Source organism: Inhella sp. (genome assembly GCF_041912635.1).
GTDB lineage: Bacteria > Pseudomonadota > Gammaproteobacteria > Burkholderiales > Burkholderiaceae_C > Inhella.
In genome coordinates, this window is record NZ_JAYRMO010000028.1 from 25,432 (window position 1) to 46,076 (window position 20,645).

General features: G+C 70.5%; 19 protein-coding genes. 10 read left to right on the forward strand and 9 right to left on the reverse strand.

The window, feature by feature from the left end; all coding sequences use genetic code 11:
• Position 1: 1 nt before the first annotated feature.
• The 4 genes from ACE3QP_RS15975 to ACE3QP_RS15990 are packed head-to-tail and all read right to left on the reverse strand — an operon-like array spanning position 2 to position 3,882.
• Complete coding sequence (locus tag ACE3QP_RS15975; RefSeq protein ID WP_374437479.1) at positions 2–694, reverse strand: ABC transporter ATP-binding protein; 693 nt, start codon at positions 692–694, stop codon at positions 2–4.
• Positions 691–1,605, reverse strand: coding sequence for a hypothetical protein (locus tag ACE3QP_RS15980; protein WP_374437480.1), 915 nt, complete (start codon positions 1,603–1,605; stop codon positions 691–693). Before ACE3QP_RS15980 ends, ACE3QP_RS15975 begins: the two co-directional genes overlap by 4 nt.
• Positions 1,602–2,846, reverse strand: coding sequence for an ABC transporter permease (locus tag ACE3QP_RS15985; RefSeq protein WP_374437481.1), 1,245 nt, complete (start codon positions 2,844–2,846; stop codon positions 1,602–1,604). The genes ACE3QP_RS15980 and ACE3QP_RS15985 overlap by 4 nt, the downstream gene beginning before the upstream one ends.
• A gap of 46 nt (positions 2,847–2,892) precedes the next feature.
• A complete protein-coding gene (locus ACE3QP_RS15990; RefSeq protein ID WP_374437482.1) occupies positions 2,893–3,882 on the reverse strand; it encodes an efflux RND transporter periplasmic adaptor subunit in 990 nt (329 codons plus the stop codon).
• Between the two features lie 146 nt (positions 3,883–4,028).
• Here ACE3QP_RS15990 and ACE3QP_RS15995 point away from each other — a divergent pair, with 146 nt between their 5' ends.
• Both ACE3QP_RS15995 and ACE3QP_RS16000 read left to right on the forward strand, forming a co-directional pair.
• Positions 4,029–4,637: a hypothetical protein gene (locus ACE3QP_RS15995; RefSeq protein WP_374437483.1), complete on the forward strand. Its 609-nt coding sequence runs from the start codon at positions 4,029–4,031 to the stop codon at positions 4,635–4,637.
• 19 nt (positions 4,638–4,656) lie between these two features.
• A complete protein-coding gene (locus ACE3QP_RS16000) occupies positions 4,657–5,520 on the forward strand; it encodes an alpha/beta hydrolase (RefSeq protein WP_374437484.1) in 864 nt (287 codons plus the stop codon).
• 1 nt (position 5,521) lies between these two features.
• On the opposite strand, the gene rtcR is transcribed toward ACE3QP_RS16000, so the two are convergent.
• Entirely contained in the window at positions 5,522–7,123 is a 1,602-nt protein-coding gene (gene rtcR, locus ACE3QP_RS16005; protein WP_374437485.1) for an RNA repair transcriptional activator RtcR, read from the reverse strand.
• 313 nt (positions 7,124–7,436) lie between these two features.
• On the opposite strand from rtcR, the gene ACE3QP_RS16010 reads away from it, so the two are divergent.
• From ACE3QP_RS16010 to ACE3QP_RS16045, 8 genes are all read left to right on the forward strand, one after another.
• Positions 7,437–8,213, forward strand: coding sequence for a hypothetical protein (locus tag ACE3QP_RS16010; RefSeq protein ID WP_374437486.1), 777 nt, complete (start codon positions 7,437–7,439; stop codon positions 8,211–8,213).
• A 31-nt stretch (positions 8,214–8,244) separates the two neighbouring features.
• Positions 8,245–9,462, forward strand: a complete 1,218-nt coding sequence (locus tag ACE3QP_RS16015; RefSeq protein WP_374437487.1) for an RtcB family protein — start codon at positions 8,245–8,247, stop codon at positions 9,460–9,462.
• 214 nt (positions 9,463–9,676) lie between these two features.
• Positions 9,677–10,141 carry a zinc-ribbon domain containing protein gene (locus tag ACE3QP_RS16020; protein ID WP_374437488.1) on the forward strand — a complete coding sequence of 155 codons (465 nt, stop codon included), beginning with the start codon at positions 9,677–9,679 and terminating at the stop codon, positions 10,139–10,141.
• Between the two features lie 110 nt (positions 10,142–10,251).
• Positions 10,252–10,494: a hypothetical protein gene (locus tag ACE3QP_RS16025; protein WP_374437489.1), complete on the forward strand. Its 243-nt coding sequence runs from the start codon at positions 10,252–10,254 to the stop codon at positions 10,492–10,494.
• A complete protein-coding gene (locus tag ACE3QP_RS16030) occupies positions 10,491–11,300 on the forward strand; it encodes a nucleotidyltransferase domain-containing protein (RefSeq protein ID WP_374437490.1) in 810 nt (269 codons plus the stop codon). Before ACE3QP_RS16025 ends, ACE3QP_RS16030 begins: the two co-directional genes overlap by 4 nt.
• A 19-nt stretch (positions 11,301–11,319) precedes the next feature.
• Positions 11,320–12,384: an RNA 3'-terminal phosphate cyclase gene (rtcA, locus tag ACE3QP_RS16035; protein ID WP_374437491.1), complete on the forward strand. Its 1,065-nt coding sequence runs from the start codon at positions 11,320–11,322 to the stop codon at positions 12,382–12,384.
• 45 nt (positions 12,385–12,429) lie between these two features.
• Positions 12,430–13,386, forward strand: coding sequence for a peptidylprolyl isomerase (locus ACE3QP_RS16040; RefSeq protein WP_374437492.1), 957 nt, complete (start codon positions 12,430–12,432; stop codon positions 13,384–13,386).
• 13 nt (positions 13,387–13,399) lie between these two features.
• The gene (locus ACE3QP_RS16045; RefSeq protein ID WP_374437493.1) at positions 13,400–14,332 is read left to right on the forward strand and encodes a peptidylprolyl isomerase; all 933 of its coding nucleotides are present in this window, start codon (positions 13,400–13,402) and stop codon (positions 14,330–14,332) included.
• Here ACE3QP_RS16045 and ACE3QP_RS16050 read toward each other — a convergent pair whose 3' ends face one another.
• From ACE3QP_RS16050 to ACE3QP_RS16065, 4 genes are all read right to left on the reverse strand, one after another.
• A complete protein-coding gene (locus ACE3QP_RS16050) occupies positions 14,333–14,758 on the reverse strand; it encodes a cupin domain-containing protein (protein ID WP_374437494.1) in 426 nt (141 codons plus the stop codon). It abuts the gene before it with no gap.
• Positions 14,755–18,924, reverse strand: coding sequence for a hypothetical protein (locus ACE3QP_RS16055; protein WP_374437495.1), 4,170 nt, complete (start codon positions 18,922–18,924; stop codon positions 14,755–14,757). Before ACE3QP_RS16055 ends, ACE3QP_RS16050 begins: the two co-directional genes overlap by 4 nt.
• A 69-nt stretch (positions 18,925–18,993) precedes the next feature.
• On the reverse strand, positions 18,994–20,097 hold the full coding sequence (locus ACE3QP_RS16060) for a diguanylate cyclase (RefSeq protein ID WP_374437496.1): 1,104 nt from the start codon (positions 20,095–20,097) through the stop codon (positions 18,994–18,996).
• Between the two features lie 40 nt (positions 20,098–20,137).
• Positions 20,138–20,527 carry a PspC domain-containing protein gene (locus ACE3QP_RS16065; protein WP_374437497.1) on the reverse strand — a complete coding sequence of 130 codons (390 nt, stop codon included), beginning with the start codon at positions 20,525–20,527 and terminating at the stop codon, positions 20,138–20,140.
• Positions 20,528–20,645: the final 118 nt, after the last annotated feature.

Below are 20,645 nucleotides of genomic sequence, written 5' to 3' on the forward strand. Positions count from 1 at the left end.
CTCAGTTTAGGAGGCTCTGGTCCGTTTGCAGGTGCCCGTCCACCAGGGTCAGCACGCGGTCGGCGGCCTCGGCGAAATGCGGGTCGTGCGTCACCGTCACCACCGTGGTGTGCTGCTCGCGGCAGAGCTCGCGCAGGATGCTGCGCACATTGGCGCTGCTGGCGGAATCGAGGTTGCCGGTGGGCTCGTCGGCCAGGATGACCAGGGGTTCATTGGCCAGCGCTCGGGCGATGGCCACGCGCTGGCGCTGCCCGCCGCTGATCTGGTGCGGGCGCTTGTGCCCATGCCCCTGCAGGCCCAGCCGCTCCAAGAGGGCCTGTGCCCGCGCGCGGATGGCGGGCTCTTTCAGGCGGCCCAGGCGGCGCATCGGCAGCGCCACGTTGTCCAGCAGGCTGAACTCGGGCAGCAGGAAGTGGAACTGGAACACGAAGCCGAGCTTGGCCAGGCGCGTGTCGGCCAGGCGGTTGTCGTCCAGGTCATGGGTGTCCTCGCCGTCCAGCACCAGGCTGCCGCTGCTGGGACGGTCCAGCAGGCCGAGCAGATAGAGCAGCGAGCTCTTGCCCGAGCCCGAGGGGCCGACGATGGAGACGAACTCGCCGCGCTCGATGTCCAGGCTGACGCGTTCCACCAACGTGACGGGCACATCGCCCGGCAGCGTGCGCGTCAGCTCGCGGGCCTGCAGCAGGGCCGTCATGCCGCCCCCTCGGTGAGCGGGCGCACGAGGGGATGCAGGGCGCTGGCCGGGACCTGGCGGTAGACCGCGGGCAGCTCGGGGTTGGGCAGGCGCACGATGCGGTCCGGCACTTGGGCACGGGGCCCCAGCAGCGGCGCCAGGCCGGCTTGCTGCTGCAGCACCGCCAGCACCGCACCCTCGGCGTGGGCCTGCCGAAGGCCGCGCAGCAGGGCCTCGCGCAGCCGGGTGTGGCCGCGCGCCACCATGAACATGCGGGCCAGCGGGTAGTGCAGGGCCAGCCCCGGCACCACCACGGCCGAGGGCGCCAGAGACTGGTGCTGGCGCAGCGCCGCATGGATCTCCTCCGCGCCCAGCGGGTAGAGCTCGAAGCGGCCGGCTTCGAGCATGCGGAACAGGTTCAGAAACTGGCTGGTGTCCACGCGCAGGCCGGCGGCGCGCAGGATGCGCGTATCCACCCACTCGTCGCCCTGGCCGAAGCGGAAGGGCTTCAGATCCTGCAAGGTGCGGACCTCGGCCAAAACCGGCAGCAGGCTGCGCCGCGCCAGCAGCTGGCGCAAGCCGCTCAGGCCCAGGTCGAGGGCAAAGGGCACGAGCTCAAAATTGGCCTCGGCCTCGCGGGAGATCCCGCCGTCCAGCACCTGCACACGGCCCGCCGCGAGCTCCTCTCGTGCCCGGCGCGATGACAGGGTTTCGTCCGTCAGGCGCAGTTGGAAGGGTTCTCCCGAACGCTGCAGGGCCAGCTCCAGCAGGCGGTAGCCATAGGCATCGACCGGGCGCTCCGCCAGCCGGGGGTACACGACCTCCAGCACCGGCGTGTTGGCCCCACCCGGCCGCCAGCTCCCCGCCGCTGCGGCCACGGCCACGCGGGCCAGCGCGCGCCGGTGCAGCCGCCTGCCCAGGTCGTCGCTCACGCCGCCCCCCGCAGGATGTCCACCGGGTGCACGCGCGCGGCTTTGCGCGCCGGCAGCCAGGCCGCCGCCAGCGCCGAGGACAGCGCAAAGCCGGCCGCCAGCGCGAACTGCTCGGCCCCCCAGTAAAGCGGCAGGTTCGTCACCTCCACCGCGCCGGGCGGCTTCACCGCCACCTGCCCGAGTGCGTGCATCAGCAGGGCGCCCAGGGCCAGGCCGAGCAGGCTGCCCACCACGCCCACCGCCGCGCCCTGCAGCAAAAAGATGCGCTGCAGCTCGTTGGCGTGAAAGCCCATGCTCTTGAGGATGGCGATGTCCTTGGTCTTTTCAAGCGCCACGGTGCTCAGGGTGTTGTAGATGCCCAGGCTGGCCACCACCAGGATGGCCGACACCACGGTGTACATGATGAGGTTGCGGATCACCAGCAGGGCCAGGATGTCCTGGTTCGCCTCGCTCCAGGCCACCGCCTTGTAGCCCCACTCGGCCTCGATGCGCGGCGCCAGCTGGCCGGCGGCCTGCACATCGTCGAGCTGCAGGATCAGGCGGTTGGCGCGGTTCTCGCGCCCCAGCAGGGCCTGGGCGCGCTGCAGCTTCACGAAGGCCTGCCCCTCGTCGTAACCCTGGTTGCCTGTGTAGAACACCCCGACCACCTTCATTTGCCGCGCCAGGCCCGAGGCCGCCACCACGCTGACGGTGCCGCCCACACGCAGCTGGAACTGCTTCATCAGCCCGGCGCCGAGCACGATGCCGTTCGGGTCGGCATTCAGGCTGTCCAGATTGCCCTCGGTCATCTTGGACTCGATGGTCGAGACCCCGCGCATGGCTTCAGGCTCGATGCCCTGCAACTGCACGCCCTGCACGCGGCCGGCGAAGCTGAGCACCACGGCGCCATTCAGCACGGGGGCCACGCGCAAACCTGGCTGCTGGCGCAGGGCTTCGAGCACGCGCGGCCAGCCGCGGATGCCGCGGTTCTCGCGCTGCGGCTTGACGCGCGGCAGTTCCAGCGCGGCCTCAGGCCAGCGCAGCGCGGCGGGCTGGGGCTGGGCTTCGCGGTATTCGTCGTACACGGTGATGTGGGGCGCGTTGTCCACCAAGCGCTGCAGGAAGTCGCGCTCGGAGCCGCGCATCAGGCTGGAGGTAGCGAGGAAGAAGGCCACGCCGAGGATGACGCCGCCGAGTGCGACCAGGGTCTGGCGTTTGCGGCCGATGAGGTGGGCCCAGGCGACGGAGAGGACGACGCTCATGGGGTGCTGCTTCCTGCTGCGGGCTGCAACGCAAAAGCGCACCAAGTCACGGCGCCACCCTCACCCGTTGCCCCTCCACCAAAGCCTCCGGCTTCGCAATCACCTGCGCATCCGCGGCCAAGCCCGAGCGGATTTCCACGCGACCGTTGCCCGCGGCCCCCACTTGCACCTTCAAGGCCCGCGCCCGCCCCTCCACCACCTGCCACACCTGCCCCTTCAGCACGGCGGCGGTCGGCAGGAGCAGCGCATCGGCCCGGCGCGCGGCGATCAGGTTGGCGTCCACCGTCATGCCCACGCGCAGGGCGGCGGGTGGGGCGGCCAGGGCGATGCGCACGCGGTAGCTGCGCGCCACCGGGTCGCCACGCGGGGTGATGCTGTCCACCTTGCCCTCAAACACCTGGGGCCCAAGGGCCTGGGCGCGCAGCACCACGGGCATGCCGGGCTGCACGCGCGGGATGTCCTCCTCGTCCACCTCGGCGCTGACGCGCAGCTTCAGCGCGTCACCCAGGTAGAGCAGGGGCTGGCCGGCGGCGAAAAACTGGCCGGGTTCGGCGTCACGCCGCAGCACCAGGCCCGCCACCGGGGCCTGCAGCAGCGCATAGGCGCGCTGGGCGCGCACGCGCTCGATCTGCGCGCGCACGGCGTCGCGCTCGGCGCGCGTGCGGTCGGCCTCGCTGGCGGCCATGAAGTTCTGCTTGACCAGGGTCTCGACACGGTCGAGCGCCAGCTGGGCCTGGCGCTCGCGCGCCGCCAGCTCCTGCAGCTGGGCCTCCAGCTCAGCGGTTTCCAGGCGCGCCAGCAGCTGACCCTTCTTCACCGCCTGGCCCTCGTCCACCAGCAGCTCGATGACCCGTCCGCCCACCCGCGGTGCGACCGGCAGCTGCAGCACCGGCTCCACGCTGCCGGTGGCGAACACGGCCTCGATGGCCTCGCCGCGCGTGGGCCCCACCAGCTGCACCGGCGTGGGGCGCTGCCACCACAGCAGTGCGGCGATCAACAAGGCCAGGGGGAGCAGCAGCCAGAGCCAGCGTTTCATGCGGCCATCATCGGCCCAGGCCCGCCCCACCTTCCTTGCGCTGCGTCAGCCGCGCCACAGGGCCTGGCATGGCCGCCACGATTCTTTACCCACGGCGAGGCCGCTGCGGCCTAGAGTCGCTCCAGCTTGGGGAAGGAGGGAGCGCCATGTCACAGCCTTTGACGCCAGCGCAGGAGCGGGTGCTCGGCCTGCTGGCGCGGCACCTGTTCGACGATGTGCCGGCCCACCTGAAGACCTACTGCGCCGTCAGCTCGGCCATCTGCCAGGCGGTGCTGCGCCACTTCGGCATCGCGGCCGAGCTGCAACCCTGCCAGATCTGGCATGTCAGCGGCAAACGCAACCATGTGATCGGCTTCCTGGGCCGGCCCCCGAAGCCGCATTGCTGGGACGGCCATGTGGTGTGCCGCGCCGGCCACCATCTGCTGGATGCCGCCACCCAGCACTTCGAGGTGCAGTTCGGCCTGCAAGTGCCCTGGGTGACGGTGGTGCCGATGATCGAGCTGCCCACCCAGATGCTGGCGCGCTCGGAGCTGGCCAGCGGGGCACAGCTGTGGTGGCTGCGGCCGCCGCCGGGCTTCGACCCCACGCCGCCGCACGAGCCCGACGAGCTGGTGCAGGAGCACGCCGAGCGGCTCATCGCACGCCTGCGGCGCGAGCTGCCGGACATGCCGGCCGCCCCCTGGCCGGGCTACCGGGCGGACCCCTTCGGGCCGGCCTTGCAGACCCGCCTGCGCCCGCACAATCCGCGCCCCTGAGTTCTTCCCCGCCCTCCGCATGCTGAACCGCCGCCTCTGGCTGGCAGGCACCGCGCTGCCCGCCGCGGCCGGTGCGGCCCCGCCCTTTGCCCTGGCCCATACCGAGACCCAAGTGCTGGCCTCGGCCCGCCTGGGACGCCGCTACCCCGTGCACCTGAGCTGGCCGCAAGAGCGGCCCGCGAAGCCCTTGCCCGTCGTGCTGGTGCTGGATGGCGAGAGTGCCTTCCCCTGGCTGCACAGCGTCTGCGGCTTCATGCGCCGCCACGCCAAGGGCACCGGGCTGGGCGACTTCCTGCTCGTCGGCCTGGGCTATGCCGAGGGCGACAGCGGCATGCAGAGCCGCCGGCGCGACTACACGCCCTGGCCGAACCCCCAAGCGCCGGCAGGCAGCCAGGCCGATGACTTTGGCGGCGGCCCCGCCTACGCGGAACATCTGCAGGCGGAGCTGCTGCCCTGGCTGGCCCAGCGCGGCGGCGACCCCGCGCGCCGCGTGCTGATGGGCCATTCGTTCGGGGCGCTGCTGGGCGCCTGGCTGGCAGTCCACCGGCCCGAAGATTTCCCTGACCTGGTGCTCAGCAGCCCCTCGCTCTGGTTCGCCCGGCACCGCCTGCTGCAGGAGGCCCAGGCCCTGAAGGGCGGGCAGGCCGCGGGACGGATGTTCCTGGGCGCCGGCAGCTTCGAGGCCCGCAAGGCCGGCGATGCGCGCTTCAATGAAGAGGTCGACATGGTGGCGGACCTGCAGCGCTTCAGCCAGAGCCTGCGCCGCGCCGGCGGGCCGCGCCTGCAGCTGCGCAGCCAGGTGCAGGCCGGGCACGACCACGCCACCGCCATGCTGGGCACCTACACCGAGGCGCTGCGCTGGCTGCTGCCGCGCAAGGCCTGAATCAAGCGCTGATGCGCTCCCAGCTCAGTTCGTAGCGCGCCAGGTATTTGCGCAGGCGGTCGGCGTCGTTCACCACGCTGCGCTGGGTGCGGCTCACATTGAAGAGCGCGCGCCCGGCCTCGCTCAGGCTGGTGGCCTTGGCGCAGACGGTCAGCACGGCGTCCAGCTGCAGTTGCTCGAAATGGTCCAGCGCCGCCCAGGCCTCGCGGCCCAGCAGGGCCTCGGCGCGGCCGCTGGGTGGGGCGCCGGCTTCTTCGCGGCGCCACAGCCAGCGCAGGCGCTCGATCTCGGCCTCCACCAGCTCCAGGCCGATGCGCCCGCCCTCGGCCAGCGTGGCCAGGCGGGTGATGGAGGCCGAGAGGTCGCGGAAGTTGCCGCGCCAGATAGCCTCGGCGCTGCGCGCAAAGCGCAGATAGCGCTCGCGCGCCTCCACATTGAAGCGCGCCGCCTGGCCGTTCTCGCGCGCATGCAGTTGCAGCAGGTGCTCGATGTTGGGCGCGATGTCCTCGCTGCGCTCGGCCAGGCCGGGCAGGGTGTAGGTCCAGAGGTTGATGCGCGCGAACAGGTCGTCGCGAAAGCGCCCCGCCGCCACCTCGGCGCGCAGATCGCGGTGCGTGCCGGCCACGAGCTGGAAGTCGCTCTCGACCTCCTGATCCGAGCCCATCGGATAGAAGCGCTTCTCCTCGATGGCCTTCAGCAGCATGGCCTGCTCGTCCAGGCCCAGCTCGCCGATCTCGTCCAGGAACAGCAGGCCCTGGTGCGCCGTGCGCAGGTAGCCGGCGCGCTCGCCCGCCGCGCCCGTGTAGGCCCCCTTCTTGTGACCGAACAGCGCCGAGGCCGCGCCGTCGCCCCTCAAGGTGGCGCAGTTCACCTCCACGAAAGGCCCGGCCAGCTGGTGCCGCGCCTTCTTCAGCTCGTACATGCGCCGCGCCAGATGCGACTTGCCCGCCCCCGTGGGCCCGATCAGCAGCACCGGCGCCTTCGAGCGCACCGCCACGCGCTCGACCTCGTCGATCAGGGCGTTAAAGCGCGGGCTCTGCGTGGCGATGCCGCTCTTCAGGAAGCTGACCGCATCGGCGTGCGCGCGCTCGAAGCGCTGTGCGATCTGGTCGTATTTGCTCAGGTCCAGATCGATCAGCGCATAGCTGCCGGGGTTGCCGGCCCTTTGCTTGCGCGGCGGTGAGGTCTGCACCAACACACCCGGCACCAGCCGCGCCTCGGCCAGCAGGTACATGCAGATCTGCGCCACATGGGTGCCGGTGGTGATGTGCACCCAGTAGCGCTCGCGCTCGGGCTCGAAGCGGTAGGCGCGCACCCAGTCGTACAGCGCCGCGTAGACCTCGCCGAAGTCCCAGGGGTCCTTGAGCGGCATCTCGACCAGGTTCACCGTGGTCTCGGGCGAGACCGTGCGCACATCGGCCGCCACCAGCTCGGCCAGGCTGCGGTGATGCGGCGAATGCAGCAGCTCCAGGCGCTGCACCGCCATGTCCTCGTGCTGCACCAGGGAGATCGTGGGCCGCCACTTCTCCCAGCGCCCGGCGCCCTGGCCGGCGTCGAGCTGGGAGCCGAGGAAGCCGATGACGACGGTTTGCGGGCTAGCCATTTCGCTAGTTTACGCGCCGCCAAGATAACCACCTTAGAGCCGGATCGGTGACAAATGACCGGACCCGGAGATTTTTCCCCCATCAAATCAATAACTTACAAGCTTCACAGCGCCCCTGAGCCGGACTGGCACAGCTCCTGCAATGAAGAAGGCACCGAAACCACCTCCTGGGCTGCCCCTGCCAACAAGGGCACCCCAAGCGGCCGGGGCCTGGCGCCTCGGACGGTCGGGCCGGCGCAGCACCGTTTCACCACAGTTCGGCTGCGCCGGCCAGGCGCCGGAGACGGCCACTGCCCGATCTACACAAAGCCCCATGTCCACGCCTTCGCTTCTCGCTGCCGTTCGGAACGCCTACCGCGTGTTCGGGCGCCGCTCAGCACCCACCCTGCCGCTCAATGTCTGCACCGGCTGCTGCATGGCGCCCGAGCTGGAGCAGCAGATGCGCCGCCTGCCCCTGCAGCAGCTGGGCGCCCGCCACTTCTGGGAGTACGCCGATGGCGCGATGGGCGATCTGGTTCAGCCCGCCGCAGAGATCAAGTACCTGCTGCCGCGCTGGCTGGAACTGCTGGCCGAGGGCCATGAGCTGCGGCACTCGCTCGAGATCACGCTGGACCGGGTGGGCCGCTGTCCCGAGGGCTCCTTCACCGAGGCCGAGCGCAAGGTACTGAACGACTTCATGCTGGCCCTCTTCGACGCCCATATGAGCGGACAGGCCTGCAAGGAGGGCCAGTGGTACCGGGCCGACGACCCCATCGGCCTGCTGCTGATGGCGGATTACGCCGGCCTGGAGGTGCAGCCCCTGCTGCAGCGCTGGACCGAGATGGGGCACCCTGAGTCCACGCTGGCCTTCGTGCACGCCATCTATTGGGATTACCTGCCCACTGGCGACATCGGCTCCGCCTTCGCGGGGGAGCGCACGGCCTTCAGGGCCTTGATGCGCGAGTGGTTGGAAGACCCGGCCACCAAGGCTGCCTTCACGCGCAAGCTGCTGGATGCCGACCTGCTGACCCGTGTCGCCCAGCACCCACCCTGCGGACGCACCTCCATTGCCACCATGGTCGACGCCGTGTTCGACCAGATGACTGTTTGAGAACAATCCAACAAGAAGGAAGAGAAACCCCATGAACTACAACGAACTGCAAGTCGAAGGCGGGGTGACCGTCAAGATGTGGACCCAGGGCGTGCCCGTCGAGGCCGAGGCCCAGAAGCAGCTGGCCAACGCCGCCAAGCTGCCCATCGTCTTCAAGCACATCGCCGCGATGCCGGATGTGCACCTGGGCATCGGCGCCACCATCGGCTCGGTGATCCCGACCTTCAAGGCCATCATCCCGGCCGCGGTGGGGGTGGACATCGGCTGCGGAATGATGGCCTGCAAGACCACCTTGCGCGCCGAGGACCTGCCGGACAACCTGGGCCCGCTGCGCAGCGCGATCGAGCGCGCCGTGCCGCATGGTTCCAGCCCGCGTTCACGCGGCCGCGACCAGGGCAGCTGGGAGAACCCGCCCGAGACGGTGGACCAGGTCTGGGCCGGGCTGGTGGACGAGTTCGACGCCATCTGCGAGGCGCACCCGCGTATCAAGAACACCAACAACCACAAGCACCTGGGAACCCTGGGAACCGGCAACCATTTCATCGAGGTCTGCCTGGATGAGCTGGGCTTCGTGTGGTTCATGCTGCACAGCGGTTCGCGCGGCGTGGGGAACGCGATCGGCAACCACTTCATCGAACTGGCGAAGAAGGATGCCGAACTGCACCAGCGCAATCTGCCGGACAAGGACCTGGCCTACTTCGAGGAAGGCGCGCAGTACTTTGGCGACTACGTGAAGGCCGTGGGTTGGGCACAGAAGTTCGCGCAGAAGAACCGCGAAGTGATGATGGCCAACCTGATCGCCACCGTGCGCAAGGTGATCCCCAAGCCCTTCGAGTCGCACATCGAGGCGGTGAACTGCCACCACAACTATGTGCAGCAGGAACGCCACTTCGGCGAGGACGTGTTCGTGACCCGCAAGGGCGCGGTGAGCGCGAAGAAGGGCCAGCTCGGAATCATCCCGGGTTCGATGGGGGCGCGTTCCTACATCGTGCGCGGAAAAGGCAACCCCGAGAGCTTCGAGAGCTGCTCACACGGCGCCGGCCGCACGATGAGCCGTACCGCCGCGAAGAAGCGCTTCACGGTGGCCGACCAGGTCAAGGCCACCGAGGGCGTGGAATGCCGCAAGGACGCCGACGTGATCGACGAGATCCCGATGGCCTACAAGGACATCGATGCGGTGATGGCGGCGCAGAGTGATCTGGTGGAGGTGGTGCACACCTTGAAGCAGGTGGTGTGTGTGAAAGGCTGAGATCGGGCTGAGCGAGGTCCTGAGGACCTCGCGAGGCCGATCGAAGAGATCGCCACGTCTCGCGTGGCGATCGCGGTCTGCAAGACTGAGATGGGACCGAGGACAGCCCTGAGGGCTGTCCGACGCCCATCGAAGGACGCGCCGCGTCTCGCGCGGCGTGGCTGGGGAGCTGGTGTCAGTACGGCAGGCCGGCGGTCGTCGAAGTGAGAACAACATGAAGAGCAACAAGCAACGCCGTACCGAGATCAAGGCCCTGCGCCTTGCCCGCACTCGTGCGACCGCGCGCCCCGACCCCCGCGCACTCAGCGGCGTCGTACCCGCCGGCGAAGTGGCCGCCGACCCCGCCAAGCTCACTCACGTCAACAGCTACAGCCCGCTGCCCAGCTTCTACCTCGACCGCCCCTTCACCTGCTGCGACTGCGGCAGCCAGGAGGTCTGGACCGCCAAGCAGCAGAAGTGGTGGTACGAAGAACTGCAGAAGCCCATCGACACCCGCGCGGTGCGTTGTCGCGCATGCCGACGCGCCCGACGCGAACTGATCGAGTCGCGCGGCGACGCAGCCAATCACTGCGGACCGAGGTGCGCGCGCTGCGGGCGCTCGGTGATGCCGTCCCGACCGCCGCATCGCGTCGCTCGATCGAGTCCGCGCTCCACTCCAAATGGAACGGCCTGCGCGTAACCTCCGTCAAGACGCTGTGCCGCTGGAGCGATTCCGAGTCCCTGCGTCTTGCGCGCGAGGCGCTGGCGCGCGAAATCGCGGGCGATGGGCGCGGCCATGCAAGCCATCCCATGGCCCAGGCCTTGACGCCCCATCTGCGCGAGTCCGACCTCGAATGGCTGTTGGATCTCTATCTGAACCAGGCGCACTGTCGCCAGCGTTGGCAACTGCATGTGCTGCTGCAGGCGCTGGATCCTGCAGTCATCCACGCAAGGTTGAGCCCGCTGCGCGGGAAGATGCTGGACACGGAAGGCGAGCGCGAGCTGTCCACACTGCTGTACTGGGTCCAACGGGCCCTCGAAAGAACTTCGTGAACAACCAGAAGCTCCTCACCGCCCACCCCATCGCCCCCGAAGTCCGCCAACGCATCGCCCAAGAACTCGACCGCATCGAACAAGAGCATCAGGTCCAGATCCTCTACGCCTGCGAGTCCGGCAGCCGCGCCTGGGGCTTCGCCTCACCGGACAGCGACTACGACGTGCGCTTCGTTTACCTGCGCCGCCCCGAGCGCTACCTGACGGTTCGGCCGGAGCGCGATGTCATCGAGTGCCCGATCGACGCCGTGCTGGACATCAGCGGCTGGGATCTGCGCAAGGCCCTCGACCTGGGCGGCGAATCCAACCCCACGCTGCTGGAGTGGCTGCGCTCGCCGGTGGTCTACCGCCAGCACGCCGCCCGCGCCGCCCAGTTGCGCGAACTGACCGAGCGCTTCTTCGCGCGCGACCGGGCCTACCACCACTACCTCTCGATGGCGCGCAAGAACGACCGCGAGCATCTGAAGGGCGAGACGGTGCGACTGAAAAAATACCTCTACGTGCTGCGTCCGCTCCTGGCCGCCCGCTGGCTGCGCTTCCGCGAGGACGCGCCGCCGATGGTGTTTGCCGATTTGGCCGAGGCCGTGCTGCCCGAGCCCGAGCTGATCGAGGCCATCAACGAGCTGCTGGCCCTGAAGATGCGCGCCGGCGAGGCCGAGCGCGGCCCGGCGCGGCCCGTGCTGCGTGCCTTCATCGATGCCGAGCTGGCGCTGGCCATGCAGCAGGCACCGACCCAGGGCGAACGCCAGCCGCTGGCGGCGCTGGATGAATTTCTGGCCGATTGCGTGCTGAGCCAGCTCCACTGACAAACAACAAGAAGACCAAATGATCTACATCGACGCCTCCGCCGGCGAAGGCGGCGGCCAGGTGCTGCGCAGCAGCCTCAGCCTGTCCCTCCTCACCGGCACCCCCATCACCCTGACCGGCATCCGCGGCCGCCGGCCCAAACCCGGCCTGATGCGCCAGCACTTGACCTGCGTGCAGGCCGCCGAGGCCATCGCGCCGGGCTCGCGCGTGCAGGGCGCCGAGTTGGGCTCGCAACAACTGTGCTTCGTGCCCGCCCCCGTGCAGCCCGGCAACTACCGCTTCGAGATCGCCACCGCCGGCTCCTGCCTGCTGGTGCTGCAGACCGTCTGGCTGCCGCTGGCCTTGGGCGGTGGCGCCAGCGAGCTGGAGCTGAGCGGCGGCACGCACAACCCGATGGCGCCGCCCTTCCCCTTCATCGAGCAGGCCTTCGCACCGCTGCTGGCACGCCTGGGTGCGCCGGCCGAGCTGGAGCTGCAGCGCGCCGGCTTCTACCCGGCCGGGGGTGGGCGGCTGAGGGTGCGCATCCAGCCCGCCGCGCCGCTGCAGCCCTTTGACCTGGTCGATCCCGGCGCCTTGATCACGCGCCGCGCCCAGGCGGTGGCGCCGGGTCTGCCGCGCTCGATCGCCGAACGTAAACTGCGGACCCTGGCCGACCTGCTGGACTGGCCGATCGAAGACCTGGAGGTGGCCGCCTGCCGCCAGAACGAGGGCCCCGGCAACGCGCTCTGGGCCAGGCTGGAGCACGAGGCCCTGACCGAGCTGTTCTGCGCCTTTGGAGAGAAGGGCCGCACCGGCGAGGACGTGGCACGTGAAGTGGCGCGTGAGGTGCGGCGCCACCAGCAGACTGGCGCGGCCCTGGGGCCGCAGCTGGCCGACCAGTGGCTGCTGCCGCTGGCCCTGGCCGTCACCCAAACTGGCAAGGGGGCGACATTCACCGCCAGCGAGTGGACCGAACATGCCCGCACCAATGCGGGGCTGATCGAACGATTCCTGCCGGTGGTGATGCACGTCACCAGGGAGGCGGGAAATGCGGTGCGTGTCGAATTGCAGCCCCAGGCCCCTGAGCCAGAATTCGCGCCCTGACCCGCCCGGCACCCGGCCGCGCGGCAGCTGGCGTGGAAAGTCGTGATGAAGCAAGTGATGGGCAAGCGCGTGGCGCTGAAGGTGGCGGCGCTGGCCGCCGGAGTTTTGCTGGCCGGCGCAGCCGTGGCACAAACGGCGCTGACGGTGGGCACCACGGTGCGTGTGGCCACCGACAAGGGCCCGATCGACATCCAGCTCTATGACACCGATGCGCCGGCCACGGTGGCCAACTTCCTGAGCTATGTGCGCAAGAACGCCTACACCGGCGCCTTGTTCCACCGTTCGGTGAAGAACTTCGTGATCCAGGGTGGCGGCTTCAGCTTCAACGACGCCACCACCCCGCGCGTCACCGCCATCCCCACCGACCCGCCGGTCAACAACGAGTTCAGTGCCGCGCGCTCCAATGTGCGCGGCGCGGTGGCGATGGCCAAGCTGGGCAGCAACCCCAACAGCGCCACTATCCAATGGTTCGTGAACCTGGCCAACAACGGGGCCGGCAGCACCGCCAATCTGGACGGTCAGAACGGGGGCTTCACGGTGTTCGGCCGCGTCAGCACGCCCAGCATGATCACGGTGGATGCGCTAGCCAATCTGCCCACGGTGGACGCCAAGAACTGCACCACCACCCTGGGCGCCCTAGCCACCGCACTGGACACCCTGCCCCTGGCCCAACCCCTGACCCCGGTGACCTGCGCCAACATCAAGGCCGTCAACGTGGTGCAGATGCGCTGGGCCAAGGAACTCCCCGCCAAGGCCACGAGCACCGATACCGACCGCGTGCTGAACTACCTTGAGGCGCTGTACCCGCAGCACATCGCACCGGCCAGCCCGGCCACGCAGACGGCCCAGGGCTACACCTACCGCTACTACGCCAACACCAACGCCCATGTGGGCAGCAAGGACGGCGTCATGTACTACCTGGTGCCTTCGATCAGCGCCGAGATCAAGACCCTGGGCCCGCTGGCCGAGCTGCTGCAGCAGGCCGCGGCAGCGGGCTACTGAGCAGGGGCAGGCCATGAAGCAAGCCGCTCAAACCCTGCTGCGTCGCGGCGCTGTCCTGGCCGCTGGCTTGGTTCTGGCAGGCGCCGCCGCGGCGCAGACGGTGGGCACCACGGTGCGCATCAGCACCGACAAGGGCCCGATCGACATCCAGCTCTACGACAGCGCCGCCCCCGCCACGGTGACGAACTTCCTCAACTATGTGCGCCGTGGCGCCTACGACGGGGTGTTCTTCCACCGCCTGTCCCTGGGCTTCGTGCTGCAGGGCGGCGGTTTCAAGTTCAGTGACAGCGCCAGCCCGCGGGTCAGCGCCATCGCGCAGGACCCGCCGGTGGTGAACGAGTTCAGCGCCACACGCTCGAACGTGCGCGGCACCGTGGCCATGGCCAAGCTGGGCGGCAACCCCAACAGCGCCACCAACCAGTGGTTCATCAACCTGGCCAACAACGCGAGCAATCTGGATGGCCAGAACGGCGGCTTCACGGTCTTCGGCCGCATCAGCACGCCCAGCATGGCCACGGTGGACGCGCTGGCCGCACTGAACACCGTGAATGCCGCCGGCTGCACGAATGCGCTGGGGGGCCAGGCCGGGGCGATGGGCGAGCTGCCGCTGATCAAGGCCCTGAGCAGCCTGAGCTGCGACGCCATCCGCGCCGAGAACCTGGTGGTCATGCGCACCGTGAAGGAGCTGCCCAAGCCCACGGCGGCTTCCGACTCGGACCGCATCTTCAACTACCTGGAAGCCGCCTACCCGCAGTACGCCGCGCCGGCCAGCGCGCCCACGCTGAGCGCGCTGGGCTACACCTACCGCTACTACGCCAACACCCAGGCCTACGTGGGCACCAAGGACGGTGACGTCTTCTATCTGGTGCCTGCTCTCAGCAGCAACATCACGAAGTTGGCCTCGGTGGCCGAGCTGCTGGCGCAGGCCGCGGCAGCCGGTTACTGATCAGGAAGGCTTGACCGGCAGCGTGGCCGTCGGCCCGCTGCCCGTCTCCTGGTACTCCACCTCGCCGTCCTTGGCCCAGAGCCAATGCGGCACGCCGGCCGGCGCCACGTAGAGCGCACCGACCGGCACCGCCACCCAGCGGGCCTCGTCCACACGCTCGCCAAAGCCCACGTAGAGCGTGCCGCGCAGCACCGTGCTGTGGCGCGTGTCCGGGTGGGTGTGGGGCGGGATGCGTGTGCCCGGCGCCAGCTGCACGCGCAGCACGTAGGCGCCGGCATCTTTCTCGGTGCCCAGCAGCCAGGTGGCGCGCAGGCCCGGCAGCTGCGGTGGGCTGAACCAGGCGCGCGCCTCGGGGCGGATCGGCTCGGGCTGGGCCGCACAGCCCAGGCTCAGGCACAGGCTCAACAGCGTCAGCGCAGGCTTCATGGCGCTTCACCCTCGGCCACCGTGGGCTTGATGAGGCGCGGCTTGGCGCGCCACAGCCCGCCGGCGCTGAAGGCGCCCCAGGCCCAGCGCACCCAGCTCAGCAGCGCCGCGGCCAGCCACAAGGCCCACAGCAGCATGGCCATGCGGTAAGCCCAGATTGGCAGGCTGAGCAACCAGGCACTGCGCTCGGCCCCGCCGGTCACCCGGTCGGCGTACCAAATGAGCTGCTGGGCGTTCGAGCCATTGCCCTGGATCAGCAGGTCCGGGTGCCCGAGCAGGCCGACCGACAGCGCGTGCAGCAAGGCCGAGACAGTGAACAGCGTCCACAGCAGCAACAGCAGCTGCAGGCCGTTGAACTGCCAGCGCTTGAGCTCCGTGCCGGCCAGGCGCTCACGGGCGCGCAGCAGCAGGAACCAGGCCAGGATCACCGCCAAGCCCGAGAGGCTGGCCGGCGCCACGCCCAGGCCCAGCAGCAGCCAGCCCCAGCCCTTCAGGGGCAGGCCCTGCAGCTTGCGCAGGCCTAAAGCCACCGCCGCCAACAGCACCACCAGCACACCCCAGAACAGCACCGCCGGGCCCAACGCCGGGCCGCCGCTCAGGCCCATGGCCAGCGCCACCCGGTCTTGCGGTACCGCCAGCACCAAGCGCTCGTTCACGCCCTGCAGCTTGCCCAGGCCCAGCGGCGTGCTGCGGAACCAGCTGCCCAGGCCCTCGGGCTGGCGCCAGCGCAGCTTCAGCAGCTGCTTGCCCGGCGTCAGCGGCACGGTGATGGCGCCTTCGCGGGCCTGCACGGGCAGCGGCGCGCCGTTGAGCTGCAGCTCCAGCAGCTCGGCCCCGGGCGGCAGCTGCAGACGGTGGTCCTGCCCCAGGCTGACGCGCAGGTTCAGTTGCGTGCTGTAGGTGCTGGCGCGCTGGCCGGGCTCGATCTCGGTGTGCAGCGCGTCCAGCGTCAGGGTCTGGCCCTCCACGCCCTGCGGCTTGCTGATGCGCAGCTGCATCTTTTCGCCCGGCCAGGGCTGCCACTGCGGCGCCCAGCGGCCCTCGCGCTGGTGCCAGATCGGCGCCAGGCCCTGCAGCTGCACCTGCCAGGCGGGGCTGGCCGCCAGGCTCCAGACCTCGATCTGCTGCGCCTGCGTGCTGGCCTGGAAGTCCAGCTGCGGCAGGGGTTTCAGCGTGCTGTTCAGCAACACCTCGTCTTCGCCGCCCATCTGCAGCAGCAGCTGGCCGTCCTTGACCTCGGCGCCGGCCTCGGTGACGGATTCACCCGGCAACAACGCAATCTGCACCGTCAGCGGCGCCCGGCTGGGGCTGAGGCGCTGCACCCGCGTCAGCACCTGCCATTGCAGCCCCAGCTGCAGCTGGCGCTCCACCCGCACCAACGGCGGCAAGGCATCACGCGGGGTGCCGCTGTCGCTGCTCTTGGCCGCTTGCGTGCCGCCCTGCTCGCGCGCCAGCCGCAGCGCACCGCTGGGCAGGCCGCGCGCATCCAGACCACTCAGGGCCCAGCCGTCCAGCTGGGTCTTGAGCTCGCGCAGCGGCAGGGGCAGGTTGATGCCGACGTCCTGCGCGCTGCCGGCGTCCATCTCCAGCAGCACCTGGCTGACGCCAGCCGGCGCCAGCAGCCAGAGCAGGCCCTGCTCGTCGCGCCGGGTGGTGGCGGTCTGGCCGTCCAACGTGATGCGCTCGGGCGCCCAATTCGTGCCTTCGCCCGGCAGAGGCAGCGCCACCGCCGCCTGGGCGTGTACTTCCAGGCGCAGCTGAATGCGCGAACCCTGCGCAGTCAAGAGGCCGCGCGCCAGCTCGGCGCAGCGCGGCAGGCAGGGCGGCGGCGGGTTCAGGCGGGCGCGCAGCTCGGTCAGCAGGGCTTCGCTGGGTTGCGGGAAGGCGGTGGGCGCTTCGGGCGCCGTATCGGCCAAGGCCGGCAGAGTCGTCAGCAGCAGGATCAAGGCCAGCAGGCCGAGGCGTGCGCCCCCGCGCTGACGCCAACCCTGCCCACCGCGCCAGGCCGCCACCCGCGCTTCCGCCTGCGGCCAGGCGCCGCGCGCCAGCGGCAGCGCCGCCGCCACCAGCAGCAGCAAGGCCAGCACGCGCAGCAGGCTCAGTGCCCAGGGCGGCAGCAGCCAGAGCGAGAGCGTTTGGCCGGCTTGCACAGGGCCCTGCAAGCTCAGCGTGTGGTTCTTCCAGCTCCAGGTGGGCAGGCCGGGGCCGGTCTGCACGCGGGCGCGCGGGTCCTGTTCGCGCAGCTGCCGCATGGCATAGCCCTTGGAAGCCCCACCGCTCACGGCCAGGTCTTTGGCCGGCGCCTGCATGGCCTGCATCACCCGGGAGTCCACCGGCGGTGCCGGTGCCGCCTCGGGCATTTGCAGCTCGACCGGAATCCCTTCTTCTTCCGGATGGGCCATCACGACCTTTCGCGCCGGCTGCGGCCCCCAGGCATGCACGGCCCCCTCCAGCTGAGGATGCAGGGCGAAGCGCACCTGATCGACCGCAAAGCCCAGGAAGATCAGGCCCAGCAGAAGCAAGGCCGCGCGCTGCGCCCGCGCCACCCAGCGCACCAAGCCATGTCCGGCAGGCAAGGCCTGGCGAAGCGCCAGCAGGGCGACCAGCCCCAGCCAGAGCGCCTGTGGCGGCGAGCCTGGCAACTGCCAGGCCAGACACAGGGCCACACCGGTCAACGCGCCCGCGCGCCAGCCCAGCAGCTTGCCGGCGCCCAGACCGGCCAGCAGCAGGAAGAACAGGTCCCAGAGCGTCCATTGGCTGATCCAGCTGCCCTGGGCATGGTCCACGCCGCTGGCGTGCAGCAGCAGCCAGCCGGGCGGCAGGCGCAGCTGGGCGGTGGCGGATTCAAAGTCCTGCGCCCAGCCGCTGGCCGGCAGCGCGCCGCTGCGGCCCGTGATGCGGCTGTCGGCCTCGACCTGCACCTGGGCGTCGCGCAAGGCGAAGCCGATGGCCTCGCCGGCGCCGCGCGTCAGGGTCTGATCCGCGCCATTGACGGTGGCGCGGCCGAGCTGCCCGCGTGCGGGCATGTCCAGGCGGGTGGCGCGGCTGGCCTTGCCGCTGATGTGGTCCTGCACGGTGTAGCCACCGCCATCGAAGTCCAGCCAGAGCGTGCGGCTCAGGCGCAGCGCATCGGCCTCGGGCTGTTCGGTGCCGCGCCGGCTCTGCGCAAATTGCAGGGCCTCGCCGGGCAGCATTCGGTAGGCCGGCAGGCTGCGCCAGTCTTCGGGCATCTCGACCTGGCGCGGGTCCAGCGCCGCGCCGCCGCTCAGGCTCACCACGCGCAGCTCGTTGCGGGCGGCAAAGCTCCAGACCTCCTCGGCGCTGGCGCCGCCCTGGGGAAGCTCCAGCTTGGTCAGCGGCGCCATGTGGCGGGCTTCGAGCTCCAGCGTCCACTGGCCCGGGCGGGCCTGCACGCGCAGGCTGCCGTCCGGCTGCAGGCGCGCCGGCAGCGGGCTGCGGATCTCATGCGCCTGCCAGCCCGGCAGCAGGGCCAGCGGCAGGGTGATCTCGCGCGAGCGGCCGGCCACCGTCAGGCCGAACTGGGTGATCAGGCGGGCGGGGATGTCGTCCTCCAGCCGGCGCACGGTGCGGATCGCCTCACTGGCTTGACCCTCGGTCTGCGCGCCCGCGCCGGGCGAGAGCAGCAGGCGACCGTTCTCGTCCACGCGCTGGCGCAGGGCCTGGCCGTTCAGGCTGGCCTCCAGGCTTCCCAGGCCGGCCGGCAGTTGCAGGTCCTGCGGCAGCGTGCGCCAGGGCAGGCGGCCTTCGACGCTGTAGCGGCCGGGCGCCAGCCAGACGGTGGGGCGGCCCTCGATCTCGCTCACCGCCAGCGCCTGGCCGCCGGCCTTTACGTCCTGCGGCCACAGCCCCGGCTCACCCGCCAAGACCACCCGGGCCGGCGCGCCCAGCACCTGCAGCTCCAGGCGGAAGCTGGCGCCGCCGGCCTCGGCCTGGAGCTTCAGGTGCCCAGGCCAGACGCAGGGCTGCTCGGCCTGGCCGTCAAAGGCCTTGGGGCAGCGCTCGGCCTGGTGGCCATGCCAGGCCCAGGGCAGCCAGTCCTGCAGGGCCTTGGGCAGGTCTTCGGGTTTCAGCGGCGACTGGGCCGTGGCCAGCGTGCTGAGCAGCAGGCCGGCGGTCAGGGCCAGGGCTCGGATGGGTGTGGACATTTGAAGCTCCCCCTCAGGAGCGCGCCTTGTAGCTGATTCCCGGGGCGAAGTCGGTCGCGGCGGCGGCGCTCACGCCGTCACCACCCGGTTGCGGCCACTGCGCTTGGCCTCGTACAGCGCCGCATCGGCGCGCTTGAGCAGCGTGGCGGCATCGTCGCCCTCGGCCATCCAGGCCAGGCCCACCGACACCGTGTTGTCCACCAGCGGCTCGGTCAGCAGCGGCTGGCTGGCCACGGCGGCGCGCAGGCGCTCGGCAATCTCCAGCGCCTTTTCGTGCGTGGCGCCAGGCAGCAGCACGCAGAACTCCTCGCCGCCATAGCGGGCGCATTGGTCGCTGCTGCGCAGCTGGGCGCGCACGCGCTCGGCAAAGGCCTTCAAGGTGGCGTCACCCACCGCGTGGCCATGGCGGTCGTTGACGGCCTTGAAGTGGTCGATGTCCAGCATCAGCACCGCCAAGCCGCTGTCGGTGGGCGGACGCTGCAGCCAGGCGTCGAGCAGCTGATCGAGGCTGCGGCGGTTCGCCAGGCCGGTGAGGGCATCGGTGGCGGCCTCATGGGCCTTGCGCTCCAGGTTCTCGCGCAGCTGCTGCGCCATGCGCTCGTTGTCGATCTGCAGGCGCAGGCCCTCAATCAGGCGCGCCGACACCGGCCGCATCAGCCAGAACAACAGCACGTAGAACAGCAGGCTGCCCGCGGCCAGCTGCCAGGCCGGCGCGCCCTGCCAGGCCGTGCTGGCGGCCAGCGGCAGCCAGTAGGCCCCGAGCTGCCAGGCGTAGGCGCGCAGATGGGTCAGGTAGGCGGTGGCGCTGATGGCACCCACGCCACACATCAGGATGATCAGCCAGGCATCCAGCACCGGCGAGCGCCCGGCCACGGCCCAGGCGCACAGGCCCCAGCTCGCGCCATCCAGCACAGCGGCCAGGGCCAGGGCATTGGCATCACGCTCGCGCTGCGCACCGCGCGCCAGGATGCGGCGCAACTGCAACTGGCACAGCAGCCAGAGCGTGGCGGCCGCGGCCAGCCAGATCAACAAGGGCCGGGGGCCGATCGGCTCCCAGGCCACCAGCAGCACGAAGGCCCAGCCCGGTGGGGCGTTGCGCAGCAGCTGCTGAACGGCGCGCGCGCATTGCTCGAAACCGAGCTGTTCGGCACGCGCGAAGTCTTGGGCGGGCATGGCGCCAGTATGGCGCCCTGCCCGGGTCGGCGGTCAAGCCTCAGGCTTGCGTGGGCGGCGGGCTCGCCGGGGTGGTCGGGGCGGCGGGCGCCGCCGCAGCCAGGGCCGGGGGCGCCTCCTCGCCCACGAACAGCCACAGCGCCACATAGACCGCCAGGCTGCAGCCACCGAACATCAGCCCGACGACGAACAGGATGCGCCAGCCCCAGCTGGCCAGCCCGGTCAGGCGTTCCAGGCCGCCGCACACGCCCGCAAGCCAGCGGTCGCTGCGGCTGCGGCGGAACAGGTTCAGGGTGGCAATCGGCGGCGGCAGCGTGGCAGAGCGCCCCTCGTCCAGCACGCGCGCCTTGGCGCGGCCGAACTCGTCGTCGCTCAGGTGGCCTTCGCGGTGCAGGTCGGCCAGGCGTTGCAGGTCATCGGCGGGGTACATGGTGGGGCTCCTGTGGTTCGCACCGGGGTTCGGTGTGATTGAACGATAGGAGGGGATGGGCTGCCTTCCAAGCAGGGTGCGACACGCTGCAAACGGCGGGCCATGGACGGAAACCTGC

What these genes read in the sequence shown, in the direction of transcription:
- rtcR (WP_374437485.1), bottom strand. Translation starts at nt 7,123, where the DNA reads ATGGCTAGCCCGCAAACCGTCGTCATCGGCTTCCTCGGCTCCCAGCTC.
- ACE3QP_RS15975 (WP_374437479.1), bottom strand. Translation starts at nt 694, where the DNA reads ATGACGGCCCTGCTGCAGGCCCGCGAGCTGACGCGCACGCTGCCGGGC.
- ACE3QP_RS16025 (WP_374437489.1), top strand. Translation starts at nt 10,252, where the DNA reads ATGGCCCAGGCCTTGACGCCCCATCTGCGCGAGTCCGACCTCGAATGG.
- ACE3QP_RS16010 (WP_374437486.1), top strand. Translation starts at nt 7,437, where the DNA reads ATGTCCACGCCTTCGCTTCTCGCTGCCGTTCGGAACGCCTACCGCGTG.
- ACE3QP_RS16060 (WP_374437496.1), bottom strand. Translation starts at nt 20,097, where the DNA reads ATGCCCGCCCAAGACTTCGCGCGTGCCGAACAGCTCGGTTTCGAGCAA.
- ACE3QP_RS16000 (WP_374437484.1), top strand. Translation starts at nt 4,657, where the DNA reads ATGCTGAACCGCCGCCTCTGGCTGGCAGGCACCGCGCTGCCCGCCGCG.
- ACE3QP_RS16045 (WP_374437493.1), top strand. Translation starts at nt 13,400, where the DNA reads ATGAAGCAAGCCGCTCAAACCCTGCTGCGTCGCGGCGCTGTCCTGGCC.
- ACE3QP_RS15985 (WP_374437481.1), bottom strand. Translation starts at nt 2,846, where the DNA reads ATGAGCGTCGTCCTCTCCGTCGCCTGGGCCCACCTCATCGGCCGCAAA.
- ACE3QP_RS15995 (WP_374437483.1), top strand. Translation starts at nt 4,029, where the DNA reads ATGTCACAGCCTTTGACGCCAGCGCAGGAGCGGGTGCTCGGCCTGCTG.
- ACE3QP_RS16050 (WP_374437494.1), bottom strand. Translation starts at nt 14,758, where the DNA reads ATGAAGCCTGCGCTGACGCTGTTGAGCCTGTGCCTGAGCCTGGGCTGT.
- ACE3QP_RS16065 (WP_374437497.1), bottom strand. Translation starts at nt 20,527, where the DNA reads ATGTACCCCGCCGATGACCTGCAACGCCTGGCCGACCTGCACCGCGAA.
- rtcA (WP_374437491.1), top strand. Translation starts at nt 11,320, where the DNA reads ATGATCTACATCGACGCCTCCGCCGGCGAAGGCGGCGGCCAGGTGCTG.
- ACE3QP_RS16020 (WP_374437488.1), top strand. Translation starts at nt 9,677, where the DNA reads ATGAAGAGCAACAAGCAACGCCGTACCGAGATCAAGGCCCTGCGCCTT.
- ACE3QP_RS16015 (WP_374437487.1), top strand. Translation starts at nt 8,245, where the DNA reads ATGAACTACAACGAACTGCAAGTCGAAGGCGGGGTGACCGTCAAGATG.
- ACE3QP_RS16055 (WP_374437495.1), bottom strand. Translation starts at nt 18,924, where the DNA reads ATGTCCACACCCATCCGAGCCCTGGCCCTGACCGCCGGCCTGCTGCTC.
- ACE3QP_RS16040 (WP_374437492.1), top strand. Translation starts at nt 12,430, where the DNA reads ATGAAGCAAGTGATGGGCAAGCGCGTGGCGCTGAAGGTGGCGGCGCTG.
- ACE3QP_RS15990 (WP_374437482.1), bottom strand. Translation starts at nt 3,882, where the DNA reads ATGAAACGCTGGCTCTGGCTGCTGCTCCCCCTGGCCTTGTTGATCGCC.